At 65.8% G+C, this 19383-nt stretch carries 18 protein-coding genes; 11 read left to right on the forward strand and 7 right to left on the reverse strand.

Annotated elements, in window-relative coordinates; all coding sequences use genetic code 11:
• Positions 1–1075 (forward strand): ion channel (locus tag LQR33_RS12820; protein ID WP_231469229.1); only part of this gene is annotated, 1075 nt, incomplete at its 5' end.
• Here LQR33_RS12820 and LQR33_RS12825 read toward each other — a convergent pair.
• Positions 1072–2862 (reverse strand): ATP-binding protein, encoded by a 1791-nt coding sequence (locus tag LQR33_RS12825; RefSeq protein ID WP_166439051.1) that lies wholly within the window; start codon positions 2860–2862, stop codon positions 1072–1074. The genes LQR33_RS12820 and LQR33_RS12825 overlap by 4 nt on opposite strands.
• Before the next feature lie 87 nt (positions 2863–2949).
• Positions 2950–4293, reverse strand: a complete 1344-nt coding sequence (pssA, locus tag LQR33_RS12830) for a CDP-diacylglycerol--serine O-phosphatidyltransferase (RefSeq protein ID WP_166439050.1) — start codon at positions 4291–4293, stop codon at positions 2950–2952.
• Positions 4294–4478: 185 nt separating this feature from the next.
• Here pssA and LQR33_RS12835 point away from each other — a divergent pair, with 185 nt between their 5' ends.
• A complete protein-coding gene (locus LQR33_RS12835; protein WP_031296470.1) occupies positions 4479–5003 on the forward strand; it encodes an RNA pyrophosphohydrolase in 525 nt (174 codons plus the stop codon).
• Between the two features lie 112 nt (positions 5004–5115).
• Entirely contained in the window at positions 5116–7083 is a 1968-nt protein-coding gene (gene parE / locus LQR33_RS12840; protein ID WP_166439049.1) for a DNA topoisomerase IV subunit B, read from the forward strand.
• Between the two features lie 63 nt (positions 7084–7146).
• On the opposite strand, the gene LQR33_RS12845 is transcribed toward parE, so the two are convergent.
• On the reverse strand, positions 7147–7860 hold the full coding sequence (locus LQR33_RS12845) for a type 2 periplasmic-binding domain-containing protein (protein WP_231469231.1): 714 nt from the start codon (positions 7858–7860) through the stop codon (positions 7147–7149).
• 119 nt (positions 7861–7979) lie between these two features.
• Here LQR33_RS12845 and LQR33_RS12850 point away from each other — a divergent pair, with 119 nt between their 5' ends.
• Positions 7980–8438 (forward strand): GNAT family N-acetyltransferase, encoded by a 459-nt coding sequence (locus tag LQR33_RS12850; RefSeq protein WP_231469233.1) that lies wholly within the window; start codon positions 7980–7982, stop codon positions 8436–8438.
• A gap of 35 nt (positions 8439–8473) precedes the next feature.
• Here LQR33_RS12850 and LQR33_RS12855 read toward each other — a convergent pair whose 3' ends face one another.
• The 3 genes from LQR33_RS12855 to LQR33_RS12865 are packed head-to-tail and all read right to left on the reverse strand — an operon-like array spanning position 8474 to position 10010.
• A complete protein-coding gene (locus tag LQR33_RS12855) occupies positions 8474–8761 on the reverse strand; it encodes a YciI family protein (protein ID WP_166439046.1) in 288 nt (95 codons plus the stop codon).
• Positions 8762–8787: 26 nt separating this feature from the next.
• The gene (locus LQR33_RS12860) at positions 8788–9384 is read right to left on the reverse strand and encodes a short chain dehydrogenase (protein ID WP_104946298.1); all 597 of its coding nucleotides are present in this window, start codon (positions 9382–9384) and stop codon (positions 8788–8790) included.
• A gap of 29 nt (positions 9385–9413) precedes the next feature.
• Positions 9414–10010, reverse strand: a complete 597-nt coding sequence (locus LQR33_RS12865) for a short chain dehydrogenase (protein ID WP_166439045.1) — start codon at positions 10008–10010, stop codon at positions 9414–9416.
• Between the two features lie 122 nt (positions 10011–10132).
• On the opposite strand from LQR33_RS12865, the gene LQR33_RS12870 reads away from it, so the two are divergent.
• The 4 genes from LQR33_RS12870 (at position 10133) to LQR33_RS12885 (ending at position 13025) form a co-directional block, all read left to right on the forward strand.
• Positions 10133–10999, forward strand: coding sequence for a LysR family transcriptional regulator (locus LQR33_RS12870; RefSeq protein ID WP_231469236.1), 867 nt, complete (start codon positions 10133–10135; stop codon positions 10997–10999).
• A gap of 68 nt (positions 11000–11067) precedes the next feature.
• A complete protein-coding gene (locus LQR33_RS12875) occupies positions 11068–11625 on the forward strand; it encodes a chromate transporter (protein WP_021477457.1) in 558 nt (185 codons plus the stop codon).
• Positions 11622–12137: a chromate transporter gene (locus LQR33_RS12880; RefSeq protein WP_231469238.1), complete on the forward strand. Its 516-nt coding sequence runs from the start codon at positions 11622–11624 to the stop codon at positions 12135–12137. Before LQR33_RS12875 ends, LQR33_RS12880 begins: the two co-directional genes overlap by 4 nt.
• A gap of 42 nt (positions 12138–12179) precedes the next feature.
• Positions 12180–13025, forward strand: coding sequence for a transporter substrate-binding domain-containing protein (locus LQR33_RS12885; RefSeq protein ID WP_231469239.1), 846 nt, complete (start codon positions 12180–12182; stop codon positions 13023–13025).
• 18 nt (positions 13026–13043) lie between these two features.
• Here the strand turns inward: LQR33_RS12885 and fumC are convergent, their stop codons facing one another.
• Positions 13044–14429, reverse strand: a complete 1386-nt coding sequence (gene fumC / locus LQR33_RS12890) for a class II fumarate hydratase (protein WP_221663682.1) — start codon at positions 14427–14429, stop codon at positions 13044–13046.
• A 149-nt stretch (positions 14430–14578) separates the two neighbouring features.
• Between fumC and acnA the strand changes: the two genes are divergently transcribed.
• From acnA to LQR33_RS12905, 3 genes are all read left to right on the forward strand, one after another.
• Positions 14579–17251 (forward strand): aconitate hydratase AcnA, encoded by a 2673-nt coding sequence (gene acnA, locus LQR33_RS12895; RefSeq protein WP_231469241.1) that lies wholly within the window; start codon positions 14579–14581, stop codon positions 17249–17251.
• Between the two features lie 114 nt (positions 17252–17365).
• Positions 17366–18433, forward strand: coding sequence for a uroporphyrinogen decarboxylase (gene hemE / locus LQR33_RS12900; protein WP_231469243.1), 1068 nt, complete (start codon positions 17366–17368; stop codon positions 18431–18433).
• Positions 18434–18939: 506 nt separating this feature from the next.
• A partial coding sequence (locus tag LQR33_RS12905) for a primosomal protein N' family DNA-binding protein (protein ID WP_462476154.1) occupies positions 18940–19383 on the forward strand: 444 nt, incomplete at its 3' end.

Here is a 19383-nt window from a genome sequence, read left to right on the forward strand (position 1 = left end):
CCTCCGAAGCAGCCCCGACCGGTCCCCGGCGGGGCTGCGGCGTTTGTGGGCGGCCATTGGCGGGCTTCGCATCCGCTCGAGCGGCGCGTCGTTGACGCCCGTCGGCATCCCTCACACAATCAGCCATCCGTATCCAAGGACGCAGCAGATGGCCCCTCGCACAAGCAAGCCGGCGCGGCGAATAGACGCAGGCGGGCGCAGCCTGTTCATTCACAGCCTGCCTCGGCATTCCCTGCACGATCTCTACCATTACTGCATGACCATCAGTTGGCCGCATTTTTATTTGTTTATCGCCGCGTCCTTCATCGCATTGAATCTGCTGTTCGCCGGGCTCTATCAATTGCAGCCCGGTGGCATCGCCAACCAGTTTCCGCAAGGTTTTCTCGGCGCCTTCTTTTTCAGCGTTGAGACCCTCGCCACCGTCGGCTACGGCGACATGCATCCGCAGACGCTGTATACCCACTGGGTTTCAATGCTGGAGATCTTCATCGGCATGATGAGCATCGCGCTGATCACCGGCATGACGTTCGCGCGTTTTTCGCGGCCCAGGGCGCGCATCGTGTTTACCAATAACCCGGTGGTGCGGCCCCTGAACGGCGAGCCGGTGCTGATGCTGCGCGCGGCCAATGCCCGCAACAATGTGATCATCGACGCCAGCGCCCGGCTGCGGTTGCTGCAGCATGAGACCACGGCGGAAGGGACGACTTTTCGCAAGCTGTATGACCTGGACCTGGTGCGCGACCAGCATCCGATGTTTGTGTTGGGATGGACGCTGGTGCACAAGATAGACGAGCGCAGCCCTTTGCACCAGCGCGATGCGGCAGCGCTGGCGGCGACCCGCGCGCAATTGATCTTGTCGGTCAATGGCATCGACGAGACCACCATCCAGCCTATGGTGGCCCGGCACACTTTTTCGCATCAGGATATTCGCTGGAATCACGCCTTCGCCGACCTGATCTACACCGACGAGGATGAAAACGATCATGTCGACTACCAGCGCCTGCAGGAGGTGAAACCATTGCCGTCCCGCGAGGATGAAGCGGAGAGGCGAGGCCCCGAGCTGGGCGCGGACTAGCTGGGATTTGCCGGAAAGGTGATGATGAAGGCGGCTCCCCGTCCGGGCTCGCTCTCCAGGCGGATGCGTCCTTTCAGGATGGCCTGGACGATGTTATGGACCAGCGCTAGTCCCAGTCCCATGCCGCCTTGGCCCATCCGGGTGGTGAAGAAGGGGTCGAATACCTTGCTTTGAAGATCGTGGCCGATGCCCTTGCCGTCGTCGGCGTAGATCAGGGTGAGTTCGTCCTGATCGCGTCCGATGTCGATGCGGATGGCACCGCCGCCTTTTTCGTCGAAGCCATGGGCCAGGGTGTTGGCCACTAGATGGGAAACCAGTTGTTCCAGCGCGCTGGGGTAGTTTTCAATGACCAGGTCGGCGGGAATCCGCAGCTCAATCCGGATGTGGGGATGGTGCTCGGCCGGCAATAGCGTCTCCAGCAGATTGGCCATGACTTTGGCGGGGTGGAAACTGCGTTTGGGCTGGCCCAGCTGGTCGACCGCGATCTGCTTGAACCGGCCGATCAGGTCTCCGGCCTGTTCGCTATTGCGTTGCAGCAGCTCGCAGGTTTCGCCGGCTTTTTGCAAAAACTCCTGCAAGCCCTTGCGAGATAGGCGTTTTTCCGCGTCGTCGGCGGCGATGGCTCCGATGTCGGCGCGCATCTGAGACGAGCACAGCAGCACATTGCCTATCGGCGTGTTCAGCTCGTGGGCCATGCCGGCCACCATCCGCGCCAGCGCCGCCTGCTTTTCGGCGATGCTGATCTGCTGCATCGCCGCTTGCAGCTCGGCGCCGCGCGCCGCGACTCTTTCTTCCAGATGATTGTTAAGCAGTTGCAGCTCTGTTTCAGCCTGCTTGCGTGCGGTGATGTCGGAATAGGTGCCTATCATCCGCAAGGGGCGGCCGTGGATATCCAGGCTGACCACCATGCCGCGCGCCAATAGCCAGATCCATTCATCGCCTCTGCGGAAGCGATGTTCCGAGACGAAAGAGCCTTCCGGCCGCTGGAGATAGTCCGCCAACTCGGCCTGGACGGCGGGAAGCTCGTCGGGATGCATGCGGGTCTGCCACAACTGGAAGTCGGCGATTTCGGCCGGAAAGAGGCCTAGCAGCTGCTGGCAGCGGCTGGAGAGGAAGACGCCTCCCTCGGATAGGTCCCAGTCCCATACGCCGTCGCCGGCGCCTTCCAGCGCGAAGTGCCAGCGTTCCTCGCTCTCGCGCAATGCTTGCAGCGCCTTGCGCTCGCCGGCGCGCAGCCGTTCGAACTCCCGGCGGACCCGCTCGGCCTCGTCGGCGCGCAGCGCGGCGTCTTCTTCCGCGCGCGCCTTGTCGTTGTAGATTTGCCTGAGGTCGCGTTCCACCATTGCTCGGAACTGCGCCAGCAGCTGGCGGTAGGTGGCGTTGTAGGGGTTTTCCTCGCTGTCGAGCACGCAGATGGTGCCGAACACGTCCTGATTGGGCCAGACCAGCGGCAGACCCATATAGGAGATCATGCCCAGCTTGATGTCGGGGTTGTGGTCCCAGTCGCGGTCGGACAGGGCGTTGGGGACGATGAGCTCGCCGCGGCGAGCCATCACGGTTTCGCAGTAGAGGCCGGTGCCCAGGTCGGCCAGTTCGTCTTCTTCGTAGGGATTGCCGTCGCTGCGGCTGGACAGGAAGACCTTGATCCGCGGCGGCTGCACCCGCATGATCAGCGCCGCCGGGATGCGCATCAGCCTGGCCAGCAAGTCCAGCACTTCCTGCCATTTCTCGGCGTAGTCGTGGCCGACGGCGAGATTGGCGGTTTTCACGTCGACGGCGGCGCGCATCGGCCTCTCCACATTGACTCCAGTTCACCGCTTAATCATAGCCGAGAGCAGTAAAAAACCCCGCGGGAGCGGGGCTGTGGGAGGCGCTTACAACATCAGGTTCAGCATCCGGTCTATTCTCACCCGGCTTAGCCGGGTGAGCAGCTTCTTGATCTGTTCGGGATAGGCCCGCACGTCTTCGAGCTGGCGGTAATGCGAGAGCGGCGAGGCATGACGGAGGATGCTTTGCTGTTCGGCATCGCTCTGCCCGCGCAGGGTGCCTTGCGGATCGCGCAGCAGCAGCGCGTTTTCCAGGTCAAGGCGGAAAGCCCTCGGGTTCAGGTTGTTGCCGGTCAGCAGAATGTAGCGGTCGTCGCTCCAGATGCCTTTCAGGTGGTAGGTGTTATCGCCGTCCTTCCACAGGTGGATGCGCAGCTGTTCCCGGCTCAGGTATTGGCGCTGGCGCTTGGCGAAACGGCGCAGGTTCATTTCGTACAGATAGGGCAGCGCGCCTATCACGCGGAACGGCTGTTCCGGCGGGATGTAGAAGTCGTTGGCGGTCTTGTCGCCGACCACGATGTCGATTTCCACGCCGCGGCGCAGCGCTCGGTTGATTTCCAGCACCACCGCGCGCGGGAAATTGAAATAAGGCGTGCAGATGAACAAGCGGCGCTGGGCGCTGGCGATCACGTCCAGGATCGCACGGTTGAGCCGATTGCCCTTGCCGATGCCGACCACGGGGCTGACCGCCAGATCGTTGGGCGCGGCGATGCGGTCCATGGAGGGGCGGTACTGACTGTGGGCCAGCTTGTCGCGGAACTGGCGGATTTCCTTGCGTATGCTGCGGGTGGACGGCGTGGGCTTGTCCAGGCGGAACACGGCGGGGTCGTTGAAAAACTGCTCATTCATGAAGCCTGCCATCGCATCGGCCAACTCGGGACTGCGGAGCAAGTGGTAGCGGTCGAAGCGATATTTGTCCAGCTTGTGCAGGTAGACGTTGTTCAGGCTGGCGCCGCTGTAGAACACGGTGTCGTCGATGACGAAGCCCTTCAAGTGAAGCACGCCGAATAGTTCGCGCGTCTGCACCGGCACGCCGTAGATCGGGATGTCCAGATCGCGGCGCAACGCTTCTTCCCGATACCAGCTTGCATTGCAATGGGACTGATCTTCGCCGATGCGGCCGCGCTGCGCGCGGTGCCAGTCCACCATCACCCTCACGTCCAGCTGCGGGCAGCGCTGCTTGGCCTGATACAGCGCGTCCAGGATTTCCTGGCCGGCCTCTTCGTTTTCCAGGTAGAGCGCGCACAGGTAAACCCGCCGCGTCGCCGCCGCGATGGCCTCCAGCAGACGGAGGCGGAAATCGGCCGTCTGCAGCAGCGTGGTGAAGTCCTCGGGCCGCAGTGGCAGCCAGGTCAGGCGGGACAGTGTGGGTCGGTTCAGCAGGGTTGCCATGAATGCGCAGTGGAATGACGTTCAATCGGCGAATCGTAGCATCGTTTGGGCGGTTTGGGGGAGTGCCCGCCTGGCCATGGTGATATGGGTCAAGCGGCATTGAGGCGGGGACGGAGCCGGCGCGCGTGGCAAGGCGGCCTGAAATGTGCAAAAATTCGGTAACTAACGAATTGCAGGTTTTTTCCATGCTGGACCGGGACGGATACCGCCCAAACGTCGGAATCATCCTCACCAACGCCAAAAACGAGGTGTTCTGGGGCAAGCGCGTGCGCGAGCATTCCTGGCAGTTCCCGCAGGGCGGCATCAAGCCGGGCGAAAGCCCGGAAGCCGCGATGTACCGCGAACTGCTGGAAGAGGTGGGCTTGTTGCCTCAGCACGTGAAGATCTTGGGACGCACCCGAGATTGGCTGCGTTACGAGGTGCCGACGAATTGGGTACGCCGCGAATGGCGCGGCAGTTACAAGGGCCAGAAGCAGATCTGGTTCCTGCTCAGGCTGGTGGGGCGGGACAGCGACGTTTGCCTGCGCGCGACCAACCATCCGGAGTTCGATGGCTGGCGTTGGAACGACTACTGGGCGCCGGTGGACGCGGTGATCGAGTTCAAGCACGACGTTTACGAGCGCGCGCTGTCCGAACTGGCGCGCTTCCTGCGCGGCGTGGAGAGCCATCACGCCTACTTGGCGCGCACCTCCACCCAGAGCGAGCAGTGAGCGGCGAACGACGCTTTTTGCAGTACAGCGACGGCGGGCGATGCCCGCTGTCTTCATTTGTGCCGCCCGTAGCGGGCGGCGTCGACGTGACGCGCCGACAGGGCAAGACCACATGACTCAACAACAATACGACGAATCCTCGGTACGGGTGCTGAAGGGGCTGGAGCCGGTAAAAGAGCGGCCCGGCATGTACACCCGCACCACCGACCCCACCCACATCTGCCAAGAAGTGATAGACAACGCCGCCGACGAGGCGCTGGGCGGCTTTGCGCGCAAGATCGCTGTCACTGTGCATCAGGATGGCTCGCTCAGCGTCGAGGATGACGGCCGCGGCATCCCGGTGGGCCTGCATCCGCAGGAAGGCGTGGCGGTGGTGGAGCTGGTGTATACCCGGCTGCACGCCGGCGGCAAGTTCAACAAGAAGGACGGCGGCGCATACGCTTTCTCCGGCGGCCTGCACGGCGTCGGCGTATCGGTGACCAACGCGCTTTCCACCCGCCTGGAGGTGGAGGTGAAGCGCGAAGGCGGCGTGCACCGCCTGGTGTTCTCCGGCGGCGACGTGATCGAACCGCTGGCCCGCATCGGCGAGTGCGGCCCGCGCACCAGCGGCACCCGGGTGCGGGTGTGGCCGGACGGCAAGTATTTCGAAAGCCCGCGTTATTCGATGCAGGAGCTGGAGCGCCTGCTGCGCGCCAAGGCGGTGCTGCTCCCCGGCGTGGCGGTGACGCTGACGGTGGAGAAGCCGAGCGGCGACGAAGTGAAGGCATGGCAGTATCCGGAAGGCTTGAAGAGCTACCTGGCCGAACTGTGCGGCGACGACGAGCCTGTGGCGCCGCTGTTCGCCGGCGAAGCCTATATCGGCGACGACCATGAGCAGTTCGCCAAGGGCGAGGGCGCGCAGTGGGCGATGGCCTGGTTCGAGGACGGCGCCAGCGGCGAGAGCTACGTCAACCTGATCCCGACGCCGGTGGGCGGCACGCACGAGGCCGGCCTGCGCGCCGGCGTTTACGACGCGGTGAAGAGCTTCATCGACCACCACAACCTGCTGCCGCGCGGCGTCAAGCTGATGGCCGAGGACGTATGGAGCCGCGTGCGCTTCGTGCTGTCCGCCCGCGTGCTGGACCCGCAGTTCCAGGGCCAGACCAAGGACAAGCTGACCAGCCGCGACGCGCTGAAGCTGATTTCCGGCTTGGCGCGCGATCCGGTCGAGCTGTGGCTGAACCAGCACGTGGAAGCCGGCAAGAAGATCGCCGAGCTGGCGATCCGCCAGGCGCAGAGCCGCCTCAAGTCGGTCAAGAAGGTGGAGAAGAAGAAGGGTTCCGGCGTGGCGGTGCTGCCGGGCAAGCTGACCGACTGCGAGAGCGAGGACATCGAGCGCAACGAGCTGTTCCTGGTGGAGGGCGACTCCGCCGGCGGCTCGGCCAAGCTGGCGCGCGACAAGGAATACCAGGCCATCCTGCCGCTGCGCGGCAAGGTGCTGAACAGCTGGGAGACCGACCGCGACCAATTGTTCTCCAATGCCGAAATCCACGACATCTCGGTGGCTATCGGCGTGGACCCGCACGGCCCGAACGATTCGCCCGACCTGTCCGGCCAGCGCTACGGCAAGATCGCCATCTTGTCCGACGCCGACGTCGACGGCTCCCACATCCAGGTGCTGCTGCTGACGCTGTTCTTCCGCCATTTCCCGCGCCTGGTGGAAAACGGCAACATCTACATCGCCCAGCCGCCGCTGTTCCGGGTCGATGTGCCGGGACAGGGCAAGACCCGCCCGCCGCGCAAGCTGTACGCGCTGGACGAGGGCGAGATGACCGCCATTCTCGACCGTCTGCGCAGCGAGGGCGTGCGCGAGAGCGCGTGGAGCATCTCCCGCTTCAAGGGCCTGGGCGAGATGAACCCGGAGCAGTTGAAGGACACCACGATGAACCCGGATACCCGCCGCTTGGTCAAGGTGCAGGTGCGCCCCGGCATGCTGCAGCAGACGCTGGACATGTTCGTGATGCTGATGGGCAAGGGCGAGGCGTCCAGCCGCCGCGGTTGGATGGAGGCCAAGGGCAACGAGGTGGAAGCCGATATCTGAGCGCGGCAGATCCGCATGCCCTCAACCCCGCCCGCCTGAGAAGGCCGGCGGGGTTTTTCACGGCTAGTCGAAGCGAGCGAGCAACTCCGCCATCTTGGCGCGGCCCTCGGGCGAGACGCAGGCCGCTTTCAACCGCGCCAAGGCTGCCGGGTCCTTTGACAAGGGATGGCCGCGCGACACATAGACAGCCATCGGTTCGCGGCTGATCGCTAGCTCCGCCCAGCGGTCTGCGGGGGCGGAAATCTCGCGCAACACGCGGCCGCAGCCCGGACGCACGCACATCATCGCGTCCAGCCGGGCGATGCGCAGCATGCCCAGCCCCTGGCGCATGTCGCTGACCAGCACCGGCTCGGCGCCGTTTTGGGCGATGAAGGCGTCCAGCGTATGGGTGCCGCGCAAGATGCCGACCGGGCGAAGTTTCAGATCGGCGGCTCGCAGCTCGCGTGCCCCGAGGCGGTAGACCACGGACAGGCGGATGTCGGCGGGGCGGCACAGCTCGAGCCCGAAGGCGTCCCGCTCCGGCGACGCGGTGATCAGCGCCAGCGCGTCGCGGCCGGCTTTCATGTCCTCCACCAGCCGCGGCAGCGGCCGGGTGCCCTGCTTCAGCCGCAGGCCGCTTTGTTCGGCCAGCCAGCTCAGGAAGCGCGGCGTCAGGCCGTCGCCGCTGGCTGGATCGCCCCAGGGCTCTATCGCCTGGCTGTACGCCGGTATCGGCTCGGCATGGAGAAGGGGCAGGCATAGCAGCAGCGCCAGCCCGCTCCACAGTTTGGCTTTCATCGCGGCATCCTGTGCTTGGCGGCTGATGCAGTATAGGCTGGCCAGGATGCGGGCTTGGCCGCTACGATGAGGTTTCCGCCGCCGGGAGGCGGCTTGTTCTTTAGTGAAGAGGAGTTAAGATGTCCATCATCATTGACGCGCCCGCGCCTGCCGATTATTCCGACATGCTCCAGTTGTGGGAGCTCTCGGTGCGCGCCACCCATCATTTTCTCGGCGAGGATGATATCGCCGAAATCCGTCCCGAAGTGATGGCCACTTTCGAGGCGGCGGCATCCATCGGCCTGGCCCTTCGCGTGGCCAGAAACGACGAGGGCGGAGTCGCCGGTTTCGCCGGAACCATGGACGGCAAGCTGGAAATGCTGTTCATCGACCCCGCCAGCCGCGGCCGCGGGTTGGGGCGGGCCTTGCTGGAGCATGCGGTCGACGCGCTGTCGGCATGCAAGGTGGATGCCAACGAGGATAACCCCGAGGCGCTGGCTTTCTATCGGCGCATGGGTTTCGAGGTGCGGGGCCGCTCGGCGCGGGATGGCGCCGGCAGGCCGTTTCCGCTTTTGCATTTGGAGAAGCGGCCGCGTTGAACGGACCTAGCCTCGACAGCTGCGGGGATGCTGTCTCAGGCGAGCAGCGTTTGCAGATCTTCTCGAGCCGCCTTGATGTCGAAGTCGATGATCTGATACTCGGCGACGTCGTGCTGGAGGTATGAATCCTCCCCCAGTATCGCAAGCAGCGCCGCCTTGGGCATGGACCGAGCCAGGATGACGCCGCCCAAGCCGCTTTGCTTGGGGCCGGCGAATAGGATATTGCCCGAAGCCAGGTGGCGTTTTACCCATTCTCCGTGGCTTGGGATGTGCGCTTCCACTTCGGCGGGTTTGCGGATATAGCTGATGTTGAGTAGATACATGCGTTTTCTCCTTTGGGGTTGGCGATTTACCAGACTTTGAAAACCTGCCCGGTCTCCACGCCCTCTACACTGCGTTGATAGGCGCGGGCGACGCGAGCCGCCGGCACGGCCTCGAAACCCGGGAAGTAGCTTTGCAACGGCTCCCATGACTCCTGCAGCACGCTTGGGCAAACCGCGTTGATGCGCAGCCCGGCCGCCAGCTCCACCGCCGCGCCGCGGGCGAAGCCCTCTATCGCGGCGTTGACGGCGCAGGCGTTGCTGCCGTGGCGCAGCGGGATTTCATTGCCCATGCCGCTGGTCAAGGTGATGGAGCCGCCGGCATTGAGAAAATGCTGGCCTATCAGGGCCAGGTTCACCTGGCCCATCAATTTGCTGTCCAGGCCGATGCGGAATTGCTCGGGCGTCATCTCTGCCAGCGGCCCCAGGTGCAGCAGTCCGGCGGCGCTGACGATGGCGTCGACGTTGCCTGTGCGTTCGAACAGCGCCCGTATGCTGTCAGGCTGGCTCATGTCGACGCGCAGCTCTCCGCTGTCGCGGCCGGCGGCCAGAACTTGATGGCGGGACAGCGCTTGTCGCACCGCGCGTCCTATGGTTCCGTTCGCGCCGACTAGCAGTATTTTCATATGCGGTTTCTCCTCAGTCATGGCGCGGCCTACCACACGGTAAGCGTCTGGCCGTTGGCGATGCCTTCCACGCTGCGCACGTAGGCCAGCGCGGCGCGCGCGGCCGGCACCGCTTCGAAGCCCGGGAAGTAGGGCGCGTAGCCATCCCATGACTCCCGTAGCACATTGGGGCTGACCACATTGATGCGGCGGTTGCGGCCCAGCTCCAGCGCGGCGGCGGCGGCGAAGCCCTCCAGCGCGCGATTGACCGCAGTGGCGTTGGCGCCGTGGCGTATCGGCTGTGCGCTGACGATGCCGCTGGTCAGCGTGATCGAGCCGCCGTCGTTCAGATAGTGCTGGCCGGCCAGCGCCAAGTCGATCTGGCCCAGCAGCTTGTCGTTCAGGCCGATGCGGAAGTCGGCGGCGGTCATCTCCGCCAGCGGACCGAAGTGCAGGCTGCCGGTGGCGCTGACGATGGCGTCCAGTCGGCCGGCCTGCTCGAACATCCGCTGCACGCTGGCGGTGTCGGTGATGTCGACGCGCAGATCGCCGCTGCCGCGGCCGGCGGTGATTACCTGATGGTGGGACAAGGCCTGATGCACGGCGCGGCCCAACGTGCCGCTGGCGCCTACTAGCAGAATCTTCATGGGTGTTCTCCATTGCAGGTTGCGATGCCTGCAGTGTGCGCGGATTCCCTGGATTGATTAATCCGCTATGATGAACAGGATTGATAACCTGGAGTTTTTAATCGGTGGATCGCCTGCTCAGCATGGAATTATTCGTCGCGGTGGTGGACAAGGGCAGCTTCACGGCTGCCGCCGATGCCCACCGGTTGTCCCAGCCCATGGTCGGCAAGCATATCGCCGCGCTGGAGGCGCGGTTGGGCGGCAAGTTGCTGGTGCGCACCACCCGTCGCCAGCAGTTGACCGAGCTGGGACAGCATTACTACCAGCGCTGCCGCGCCATCCTGGCCGATCTGGCCGCTGCCGATGACGCCGCCGCCTTGCTCAGGGAGCAGCCGCGCGGCGTGCTGCGCGTCAATGCCTCGGTGACCTTCGGCACGTTGAGGCTGGCGCCCTTGCTGGCGGAGTTCATGGCGCGCTATCCGGAGATCGGCGTGGAGCTGGAGCTGAGCGATCAACTGGTGGATCTGGTGGCAGAAGGCTACGACGCGGTGTTCCGCATCGGCCATCTGGCCGATTCCGGCCTGGTGGCGCGCCGCCTTAAGCCGTACCGGATGATGATCGCCGCGTCGCCGGCGTATCTGGCGCGGCGCGGCAGGCCGGAGACGCCGGAGCAACTGGCGGAGCATGATTGCCTGGGCTTCAGCCGCTGGCGGCGCGACGACGGCTGGGACGCGCTGGCCCGGCTGCACGCCGCGCAAATCCCTTCCAGCCGCTTCCTGTGCAATCAGGGCCAGGCCTTGCGTCAGATGGCGCTGGCCGGCGCCGGCATCGTCTTGCAGGCGGAAACGCTGCTGGCCGACGATGTGGCGGCGGAGCGACTGGTGTCCTTGCTGGACGGCTACCTGCCGGAGGCCAAACCGATGCACCTGCTCTATCCGGCCGACCGCCAGCCCTTGCCCAAGCTGCGGGTTTTCGTCGATTTCATCATCGAGCGGCTGGGCGAGCTGTGAGGGCTGGTGACCGCCCCTGTCAGCATTTCTCGTTTGTATAGTCCTGCGGCGGCGAGTAGTGTCAAGGCATGCATAGCGATCTGATTCTTCCCAGCCGGCGCGAGCTGTTCGCCGGCTTCTTCTCCATCGGCGTCAGCGGTTTCGGCGGCGTGCTGCCGCAGGCGCACAGCATGCTGGTGCTGAAGCGGCGCTGGCTGTCAGAGGCCGACTTCGCCGAGCAGCTGGGCCTGTGCCAAGTGCTGCCCGGTCCCAATATCGTCAATATGGCGGTGTCGATAGGCGCGCGCTTCCATGGGCCGTCCGGCGCGCTGGCGGCGGTGTGCGGTCTGCTCTTGGCGCCGATGGTCATCGTGCTGCTGCTGGCTTCCGTCTACGGCCGCTACCGCCAGCTGCCGCTGGTGGAGCACGTGATGCATGGCCTGGCCGCGGCGGCGGCCGGCCTGCTGCTGGCGATGGCGCTGCGCCTGTTGTCCAGGCTGGAGCGGCGGCTGTGGAGTGCGCTGGTGGTGGCCGCCACCTTCGCCGCCATCGCGGTGTTCCGCCTGCCCCTGCTGTGGGTGTTGCTGGCCTCGGCGCCGCTGGCGCTGGCGCTGGCCTGGCTGAGCCGGGGGAGGATGGCGAAATGATTCTGCTGGTGCTGCTGTGGCATTTCTGTCTGATGTCGCTGCTGGCGGTGGGCGGCGCCAACGTGCTGCTGCCGGAGCTGCAGCGGCTGGTGGTGGCCGAGGGCTGGATGAGCGCCGGCCAGTTCGCCGAGCTGTTCGCCATCGCCCAGGCCGCGCCGGGCCCCAATGTGCTGGTGGTCAGCCTGGTGGGCTGGCATGTGGCCGGCGTCGCCGGCGCGTTGGTCAGCATGCTGGGCATGTGTTTGCCGTCGTCGCTGTTGAGCTTCTACGTTTCCCGCTGGTGGACGAACAACCAGGGCGGCGACCTGGCCGGGCTGCTGTCGCGCGCTCTGCTGCCGCTGACGGTGGGGCTGGTGGGCGCCAGCGCGTGCCTGTTGCTGCAGGCGGCCAACCGCGACTTGGGCGGCTGGATCTTGAGCGCCGCGGTGGCGCTGCTGGCGTGGAAGCGGAACTGGAACCCGGTGTGGCTGTTGTTGCTGGGCGGCGCGGCAGGAGGCTTGGGCTGGCTGTAAACCGTTGCCATAATGGCCTTAGCGCTTCTGTAAGGGCGAGACATGGCGAAATTGCTGCGGATAGGGATGCTGTGCCTGTGCTGTTTGTGCGCGCGGGCGGAAGGCGTGTCCATCACTTACGCGCTGGTGTCCGGCGACAGCGATCCGCATTGGCCGTATATCCAGGCCTTGCTGCAGCTGGCCTGCAGCGAGATGGGGCAGCGCTGCGCGCTGCTGGCCGCCCGCGACATGAACCAGGGCCGGGCGATGGAGCAGATGCAGCGTCCGGACAGCCGCGTGGATCTGTTCTGGGGCATGACCAGCCGCGAGCGCGAGCGCAAGCTGCTGACGGTGCGCATTCCGCTGGACAAGGGCCTGATAGGCTGGCGGGTGCCGCTGATCAACGCCGACCGGCCGCAACTGCTCAAGAGCGTCAAGACCTTGCCGCAGCTGGCGGCCTTCCGCGCCGGACAGGGACAAGACTGGCCGGATACCCAGATCCTGCAGCATGCCGGCTTGCCGGTGCTGACCAGCCCTGACTATCCCAATTTGTTCTCCATGCTGCGCCAGCATCGCTACGATTACTTCCCGCGCAGCGTGATCGAGGTGCGGCAGGAGCTGGATTCGCCCAACAGCAAGGGGCTGATGCTCGACCCGTATCTATTGCTGCACTACCCGACCGCCTTTTATTTCTTTGTTTCGCCGCAGCGGCCGGAATTGGCCCGCATGCTGCAGCAAGGGCTGGAGAAGGGCGTGCGCGACGGCAGCTTCGAACAACTGTTCAAGGCGTTCAACGGCGACCATCTGCGCGAGCTCAAGCTATCCGGCCGCGCCATCATCGAATTGCCCAATCCGCTGCTGCCGGAAGCCACGCCGCTGGCGCGGCGCGAGCTGTGGTTCCATCCCTGAGCGTTCTCCTGGCCGGCGTCACACCATGTCTTCGGGCCTGACCCAGGCATCGAACTGCTCGGCGCTCAGATGCCCCAGCGCCAGCGCCGCCTCGCGCAGCGTGGCGCCGTGATGGTGGGCGTGCTTGGCGATGGCGGCAGCCTTGTCGTAGCCGATGTGCGGATTCAGCGCGGTGACCAGCATCAGCGAGCGTTCCATCAGCTCGGCGATGCGCGCGCGGTTAGCCTCCATGCCGTCCACGCAGTGCTCGCGCAGGCTGTCCATGCCGTCGGCCAGCAGCCGCACGCTCTGCAGGAAATTGTGCGCGATCAGCGGCTTGAACACGTTCAGTTCGAAATTGCCGGAGGCCGCTCCGATGGCCAGCGCCGCGTCGTTGCCCAGCACCTGGCAGCACAGCATGGTCATCGCCTCGCACTGGGTGGGGTTGACCTTGCCGGGCATGATGGAGCTGCCCGGCTCGTTCTCCGGCAGCGTCAGCTCGCCCAGGCCGCTGCGCGGGCCGGAGCCCAGCCAGCGGATGTCGTTGGCGATCTTCATCAGCGCCGCGGCCAGCGTTTTCAGCGCGCCGTGGGCGAACACGAGCGGCTCGTGGCCGGCCAGCGCGGCGAACTTGTTGTCGGCGCTCTGGAACGGCAGGCCGGATTGCTCGGCCAACCGGGCCGCCACCGCGCCGCCGAAGCGCGGATCGGTGTTGAGGCCGGTGCCGACCGCTGTGCCGCCGACAGCCAGCTGGCATAGCATAGGTTGTGCCGCGCGCACCGCCTGCTCGGCCAGCGCCAGCTGCGCCGCCCAGCCGGATATTTCCTGGCCCAGCGTCAGCGGCGTGGCGTCCTGCAGATGGGTGCGGCCGATCTTGACGATGCCGGCGAAGACCTGGGCCTTGGCTTCCAGCGCGCGCCGCAGCTGGCCCAGCGACGGCAGCAGCCGCTCGGCCACTTGCGTCGCGGCGGCGACGTGCATCGCGGTGGGGAAGATGTCGTTGGATGACTGGCCGCGGTTGACGTCGTCGTTGGGGTGGACCAGCCGGTCCGGCCCGCGCCGGCCGCCCAGCAGCTCCGACGCGCGGTTGGCCAGCACCTCGTTCATATTCATATTGCTCTGGGTGCCGGAGCCGGTTTGCCACACCGACAGCGGAAATTCGCCGTCGTGGCGGCCGGCCAGCACCTCGTCGGCGGCGCCGACGATGGCGGCGGCCTTGGCGTCGTCGAGCTTGCCCAGCTCGCGGTTGGCCTCGGCGCAGGCGCGCTTGACCCGGGCCAGCGCCTGGATCAGCTCCGGCGGCATCTTTTCGCTGGAAATATGGAAATGCGCGAGCGAGCGTTGGGTCTGCGCGCCCCACAGCGCGTTTGCCGGAACGTCGATCGGACCGAAGCTGTCGGTTTCGCTGCGTACGGTTTTCGTCATGCCATCATCCTTTCCTGTTCGAACTTGCGCCGGCAAAACCGGTCCTAACCTATCCTGATGCAGGATGTCAGACCCAGGCGGCGGATGCGCTCTTATCCGCCCTTCGCGGCCCAGCCGGCCTCTTTGGCCGGCGCTCACCGGAGTTCACCATGTCCCTGCAAGCGCAAGACAGTCTGCGAGATTTCCAATTGGCGTCCGGCCACAGCGTCCGTTTCCATTCTCTGCCGGCGCTGGCCGAACTCGGCGTCGGCGACGTCGGCCGGCTGCCGGTGTCGCTGCGCATCGTGCTGGAGTCGCTGCTGCGCAATCTGGATGGCCAGCGTATAACCGAAGCGCATGTGCGGCAACTGGCCGGCTGGAAGCCCAGGGCCGAACGCAGCGAGGAAATCCCCTTCGTCGTCGCCCGCATCGTGCTGCAGGATTTCACCGGCGTGCCGCTGCTGTGCGATTTGGCTGCGATGCGGGGCGTCGCCGCCCGCTTCGGCAAGCCGCCGTCGGCGGTGGAGCCGCTGGTGCCGGTGGACCTGGTCGTCGACCACTCGGTGCAGGTCGACCATTTCCGCGAGGCGGGCGCGCTGGATCTGAACATGAAGCTGGAGTTCCAGCGCAACGCCGAGCGCTATCGCTTCATCAAATGGGGCATGCAGGCCTTCGACACCTTCAAGGTGGTGCCTCCCGGCATCGGCATCGTCCACCAGGTGAACCTGGAATACCTGGCGCGCGGGGTGCTGCGCGACGGCGACGTCTACCACCCGGACTCGCTGGTCGGCACCGACTCCCACACCACGATGATCAACGCGCTGGGCGTGGTCGGCTGGGGCGTCGGCGGCATCGAGGCCGAGGCCGGCATGCTGGGCCAGCCGGTGTATTTCCTGACGCCGGACGTGGTCGGCGTAAACCTGAAGGGCCGGCTCGCCGCCGGCGTCACCGCCACCGACCTAGTGCTGGCGGTCACCGAGCTGCTGCGCAAGGCCAATGTGGTGGGCAAGTTCGTCGAATTCTTCGGCGAGGGCGCGGCGTCGCTGACGTTGCCGGACCGGGCGACGCTGGCCAATATGGCGCCGGAGTACGGCGCGACCATGGGCTTCTTTCCGCCGGACGAGCGCGCCGCCGACTACCTGGCCGCCACCGGCCGCAGCGCCGAGGAAGTGGACGCCTTCCGCCGCTATTTCCAGGCGCAGCGGCTGTTCGGCATGCCGTCGGACGGCGACATCGATTACAGCGAGACCTTGGCGCTGGACCTGGCGTCCATCGTGCCCAGCGTCGCCGGCCCGCGCCGGCCGCAGGACCGCATCGCGCTGACGGAACTGAAGCCGCGCTTCGGCGAGTTGCTGCAGAAGCCGGCCTCCGCCGGCGGCTACGGCAAGACGCCGGGCGGCGCGGCCGCCGCAGGCCTGAAGCACGGTTCGGTGCTGATCGCGGCGATCACCTCCTGCACCAACACTTCCAATCCCGGCGTGATGCTGGCCGCGGGCCTGCTGGCGCAGAAGGCCGCGGCGCGCGGGCTGACGGTGGCGCCGCACATCAAGACCTCGCTGGCCCCGGGCTCAAGGGTGGTCACCGACTACCTGGCCAAGGCCGGCCTGTTGCCGGCGCTGGAGCGGCTGGGCTTCGGCGTGGTCGCCTACGGCTGCACCACCTGTATCGGCAACGCCGGTCCGCTGGCGCCGGCGATCGAGTCGGAAATCGCCGCCGGCGATCTGGTGTGCGCGTCGGTGCTGTCCGGCAACCGCAATTTCGAGGCGCGCATCCATCCGGCGATCAAGGCCAATTTCCTGATGAGCCCGCCGCTGGTGGTGGCCTTCGCCATCGCCGGCCGCGTCGACATCGACCTGGAGCGCGAGCCGCTGGGCGAGGGCGCGGACGGCCAGCCGGTGTTCCTGCGCGAGGTTTGGCCCAGCTTGGACGAAGTGGGCGCGGCACTGGCGCAGACCGCCGATCCCGAAACCTACCGCCGGCTGTACCGCGATCTGGCCGACGCCAATCCGCTGTGGGCCGGCATCGCGGCGGCCACGGGCGAAACCTATGGCTGGGAGCCGTCCAGCTATATTGCCGAGCCGCCGTTCTTCGCCGATTTCGCGATGGCCCCGGCCGCGCCCAAACCGGTGCGGGGCGCGCGGGCGCTGGCCATCTTCGGCGACTCGGTCACCACCGACCACATCAGTCCGGCGGGATCCATCAAGCCGTCGTCGCCGGCTGGTCTGTATCTGCAGGAGCGGGGCATCAAGCCGGTCGATTTCAACAGCTACGGCTCGCGCCGCGGCCATCACGAGGTGATGATGCGCGGCACCTTCGCCAATGTGCGCATCCGCAACCTGATGCTGCCGCCGGACGCCGACGGCCGGCCGGTGGAGGGGGGGCTGACGCTGCGCCAGCCGGGCGGCGAGCGCTTGTCGATCTACGACGCGGCGATGGCCTACCAGGCCGAGGACACGCCGACCGTGATCTTCGCCGGCGAGGAATACGGCACCGGCTCCAGCCGCGACTGGGCGGCCAAGGGCACGCGGCTGCTCGGCGTGCGCGCTGTGATCGCCAGGAGCTTCGAGCGGATACACCGCTCCAACCTGGTGGGCATGGGCGTGCTGCCCTTGCAGTTCCAGGGCGGAGACAGCGCCGCCGGTCTTACCGGCGGCGAGACTTTCGATCTGGAGGGGCTGGACGGAGAACTGAAGCCGCGGCAGCAGGCGACGTTGGTGATCCGCAGTCCGGGCGGCCAGGAGCGGCGGCTGACGCTGACGCTGCGCATCGACACGCCGGTGGAGGTCGACTACTACCGCCACGGCGGCATTCTGCCCTATGTGCTGAGGCAGATATTGGCGTGACCGCCTGCTGAAGACCGAGCAACGGCCGGGTTTCCGGCCGTTTTCATTTGTCCGCGCCGGCGGCAGGGTCGGCTGGGATATAATGCCCGCTGATTTCCATAGCCGCGTGATGCCATGACCCAGCTGAAAAACGATACCTTCCTGCGGGCCCTGCTGAAGGAGCCGGTCGAATACACTCCGATCTGGATGATGCGCCAGGCCGGCCGCTACCTGCCGGAATACCGCGCCACCCGCGCCCGCGCCGGCAGTTTCATGGGCCTGTGCACCAGCCCGGACTACGCCACTGAGGTGACGCTGCAGCCGCTGGACCGTTTTCCGCTGGACGCGGCCATTTTGTTTTCCGACATCCTGACCGTGCCGGATGCGATGGGTCTGGGCCTGTATTTCGCCGAGGGCGAGGGGCCGAAGTTCCAGCGCCCGCTGCGCGACGAGGCGGCGATCCGCGCGCTGGAGCCGGCCGACATGGGCAAGCTGCAGTATGTGTTCGACGCGGTCTCCAGCATCCGCAAGGCGCTGGACGGACGCGTGCCGCTGATCGGCTTCTCCGGCAGCCCGTTCACGCTTGCCTGCTATATGGTGGAGGGCGGCGGCTCCGACGACTTCCGCCACGTCAAAGCCATGCTGTACAGCCGCCCGGAACTGCTGCACCACATTCTGGAAGCGAACACCCAGTCGGTGATCGCCTATCTGAACGCCCAGATCGACGCCGGCGCGCAGGCGGTGCAGATTTTCGACACCTGGGGCGGCGCGCTCAGCCATGCCGCCTATCGCGAATTCTCCCTCGCCTACATGCAGCGCATCGTCGCCGGCCTCAAGCGCGAGGCTGATGGCCGCAAGGTGCCGGTGATCGTGTTCACCAAGGGCGGCGGCCAGTGGCTGGAAGACATCGCCGCCATCGGCGCTGATTGCGTGGGCCTGGACTGGACTACAGACATCGGCCAGGCGCGCGCGCGAGTCGGCGCCAAGGTGGCGCTGCAAGGCAACTTCGACCCCAACGCGCTGTTCGCCGAACCGGCGGCCATCGAGCGCGAAGTGGCGCGCATCCTGGCCAGCTACGGTCAGGGCAGCGGCCACGTGTTCAATCTGGGCCACGGCATCTCGCAGTTCGCCGATCCGGCCCACGCCGGCGTGCTGGTGGACGCGGTGCATCGGCTGTCGCGCGGCTATCACGGCGCGGCCTGACGCGCCGAAACGGGGCGGGCGGAAAACGCGCCGCCCCATGTCGGTGCGTTGTGACTGCCGCTTTGAGCGAAGCTGATTAAAAGATGCTGTTTTTTTAATGATTTATTAATTTTCCCGGGAGCGGCCGCATGGCCGAAGCCGGGGGTATTCAGCCGCTTGCCATCGTTCCTGTTGCATAAATTCGCTCGTTGACAATATTGGTGCCTGGCTACGGGAAGATGCGGGTTGACAGCGGCCGGGGCTGGTGTTCTTCGAGTTATGCACACTGCCTAGACCCTGAGTCAAACCTTGTCAAGCGCAGCGGTTAAAAAAAATTAATATTCGTAAGTTGTTGAAATAAAAGAGATTTTACGTTTGATTAATTTTTGTGCAATCTAGTGGAAACACTGATTTCACGGCTTTTTGCCCGATATCACCATGGTTGTTCACAAAGTTATCCACAAGATCTGTGCACAGCGGATGCAAAGCCTTGTCGCAGCAGGGTTTGCATCTGGCGAGGGGCAATCATGAACGGGCCGGTCCGGATTCAGGTCGCGGTGGATGTGCCGTTGGCGGGAACGTTCAGCTACCTGACTGAATCGCCTGTCATGCCAGGCTCCCGAGTCAGCGTTTCCTTCGGCAATCGCCGGGTGTGTGGCGTGGTGGTCACGCCGATACCGGGGGAGGGTGTGCCCGAGCTCGACGCCGCCAGATTGCGGAGCATCGATGGCGTCTTGGATGGACTGCCGCCGCTGCCGGAAGAATTTCTCGCGCTGGCGCGCTTCGCGTCCGATTACTACCACCACCCGCTGGGCCAGACGCTGTTCACCGCGCTGCCCACCGGGCTGCGCGAGCCCCGCGATGTCATCAGGCCTGACCGCAGGCCGTTCGTCCTGACCGACGCCGGCCTGAGCGAGGCGCCGCCGGCGCGGCAGCGCGCGCGGCTGGCCTTGTGGCAGGCGCTGCAGGAC

The sequence above is a fragment of the Chromobacterium piscinae genome, from assembly GCF_021129175.1.
In the GTDB taxonomy this organism is placed as follows: domain Bacteria; phylum Pseudomonadota; class Gammaproteobacteria; order Burkholderiales; family Chromobacteriaceae; genus Chromobacterium; species Chromobacterium piscinae.

Coding starts and splice junctions, on each gene's coding strand:
- LQR33_RS12860 (WP_104946298.1), bottom strand. CDS start 9,384: ATGAAAATACTGCTAGTCGGCGCGAACGGAACCATAGGACGCGCGGTG.
- LQR33_RS12880 (WP_231469238.1), top strand. CDS start 11,622: ATGATTCTGCTGGTGCTGCTGTGGCATTTCTGTCTGATGTCGCTGCTG.
- pssA (WP_166439050.1), bottom strand. CDS start 4,293: ATGGCAACCCTGCTGAACCGACCCACACTGTCCCGCCTGACCTGGCTG.
- LQR33_RS12825 (WP_166439051.1), bottom strand. CDS start 2,862: ATGCGCGCCGCCGTCGACGTGAAAACCGCCAATCTCGCCGTCGGCCAC.
- LQR33_RS12875 (WP_021477457.1), top strand. CDS start 11,068: ATGCATAGCGATCTGATTCTTCCCAGCCGGCGCGAGCTGTTCGCCGGC.
- acnA (WP_231469241.1), top strand. CDS start 14,579: ATGTCCCTGCAAGCGCAAGACAGTCTGCGAGATTTCCAATTGGCGTCC.
- LQR33_RS12855 (WP_166439046.1), bottom strand. CDS start 8,761: ATGTATCTACTCAACATCAGCTATATCCGCAAACCCGCCGAAGTGGAA.
- parE (WP_166439049.1), top strand. CDS start 5,116: ATGACTCAACAACAATACGACGAATCCTCGGTACGGGTGCTGAAGGGG.
- LQR33_RS12870 (WP_231469236.1), top strand. CDS start 10,133: ATGGAATTATTCGTCGCGGTGGTGGACAAGGGCAGCTTCACGGCTGCC.
- LQR33_RS12885 (WP_231469239.1), top strand. CDS start 12,180: ATGGCGAAATTGCTGCGGATAGGGATGCTGTGCCTGTGCTGTTTGTGC.
- LQR33_RS12845 (WP_231469231.1), bottom strand. CDS start 7,860: ATGAAAGCCAAACTGTGGAGCGGGCTGGCGCTGCTGCTATGCCTGCCC.
- fumC (WP_221663682.1), bottom strand. CDS start 14,429: ATGACGAAAACCGTACGCAGCGAAACCGACAGCTTCGGTCCGATCGAC.
- hemE (WP_231469243.1), top strand. CDS start 17,366: ATGACCCAGCTGAAAAACGATACCTTCCTGCGGGCCCTGCTGAAGGAG.
- LQR33_RS12850 (WP_231469233.1), top strand. CDS start 7,980: ATGTCCATCATCATTGACGCGCCCGCGCCTGCCGATTATTCCGACATG.
- LQR33_RS12865 (WP_166439045.1), bottom strand. CDS start 10,010: ATGAAGATTCTGCTAGTAGGCGCCAGCGGCACGTTGGGCCGCGCCGTG.
- LQR33_RS12835 (WP_031296470.1), top strand. CDS start 4,479: ATGCTGGACCGGGACGGATACCGCCCAAACGTCGGAATCATCCTCACC.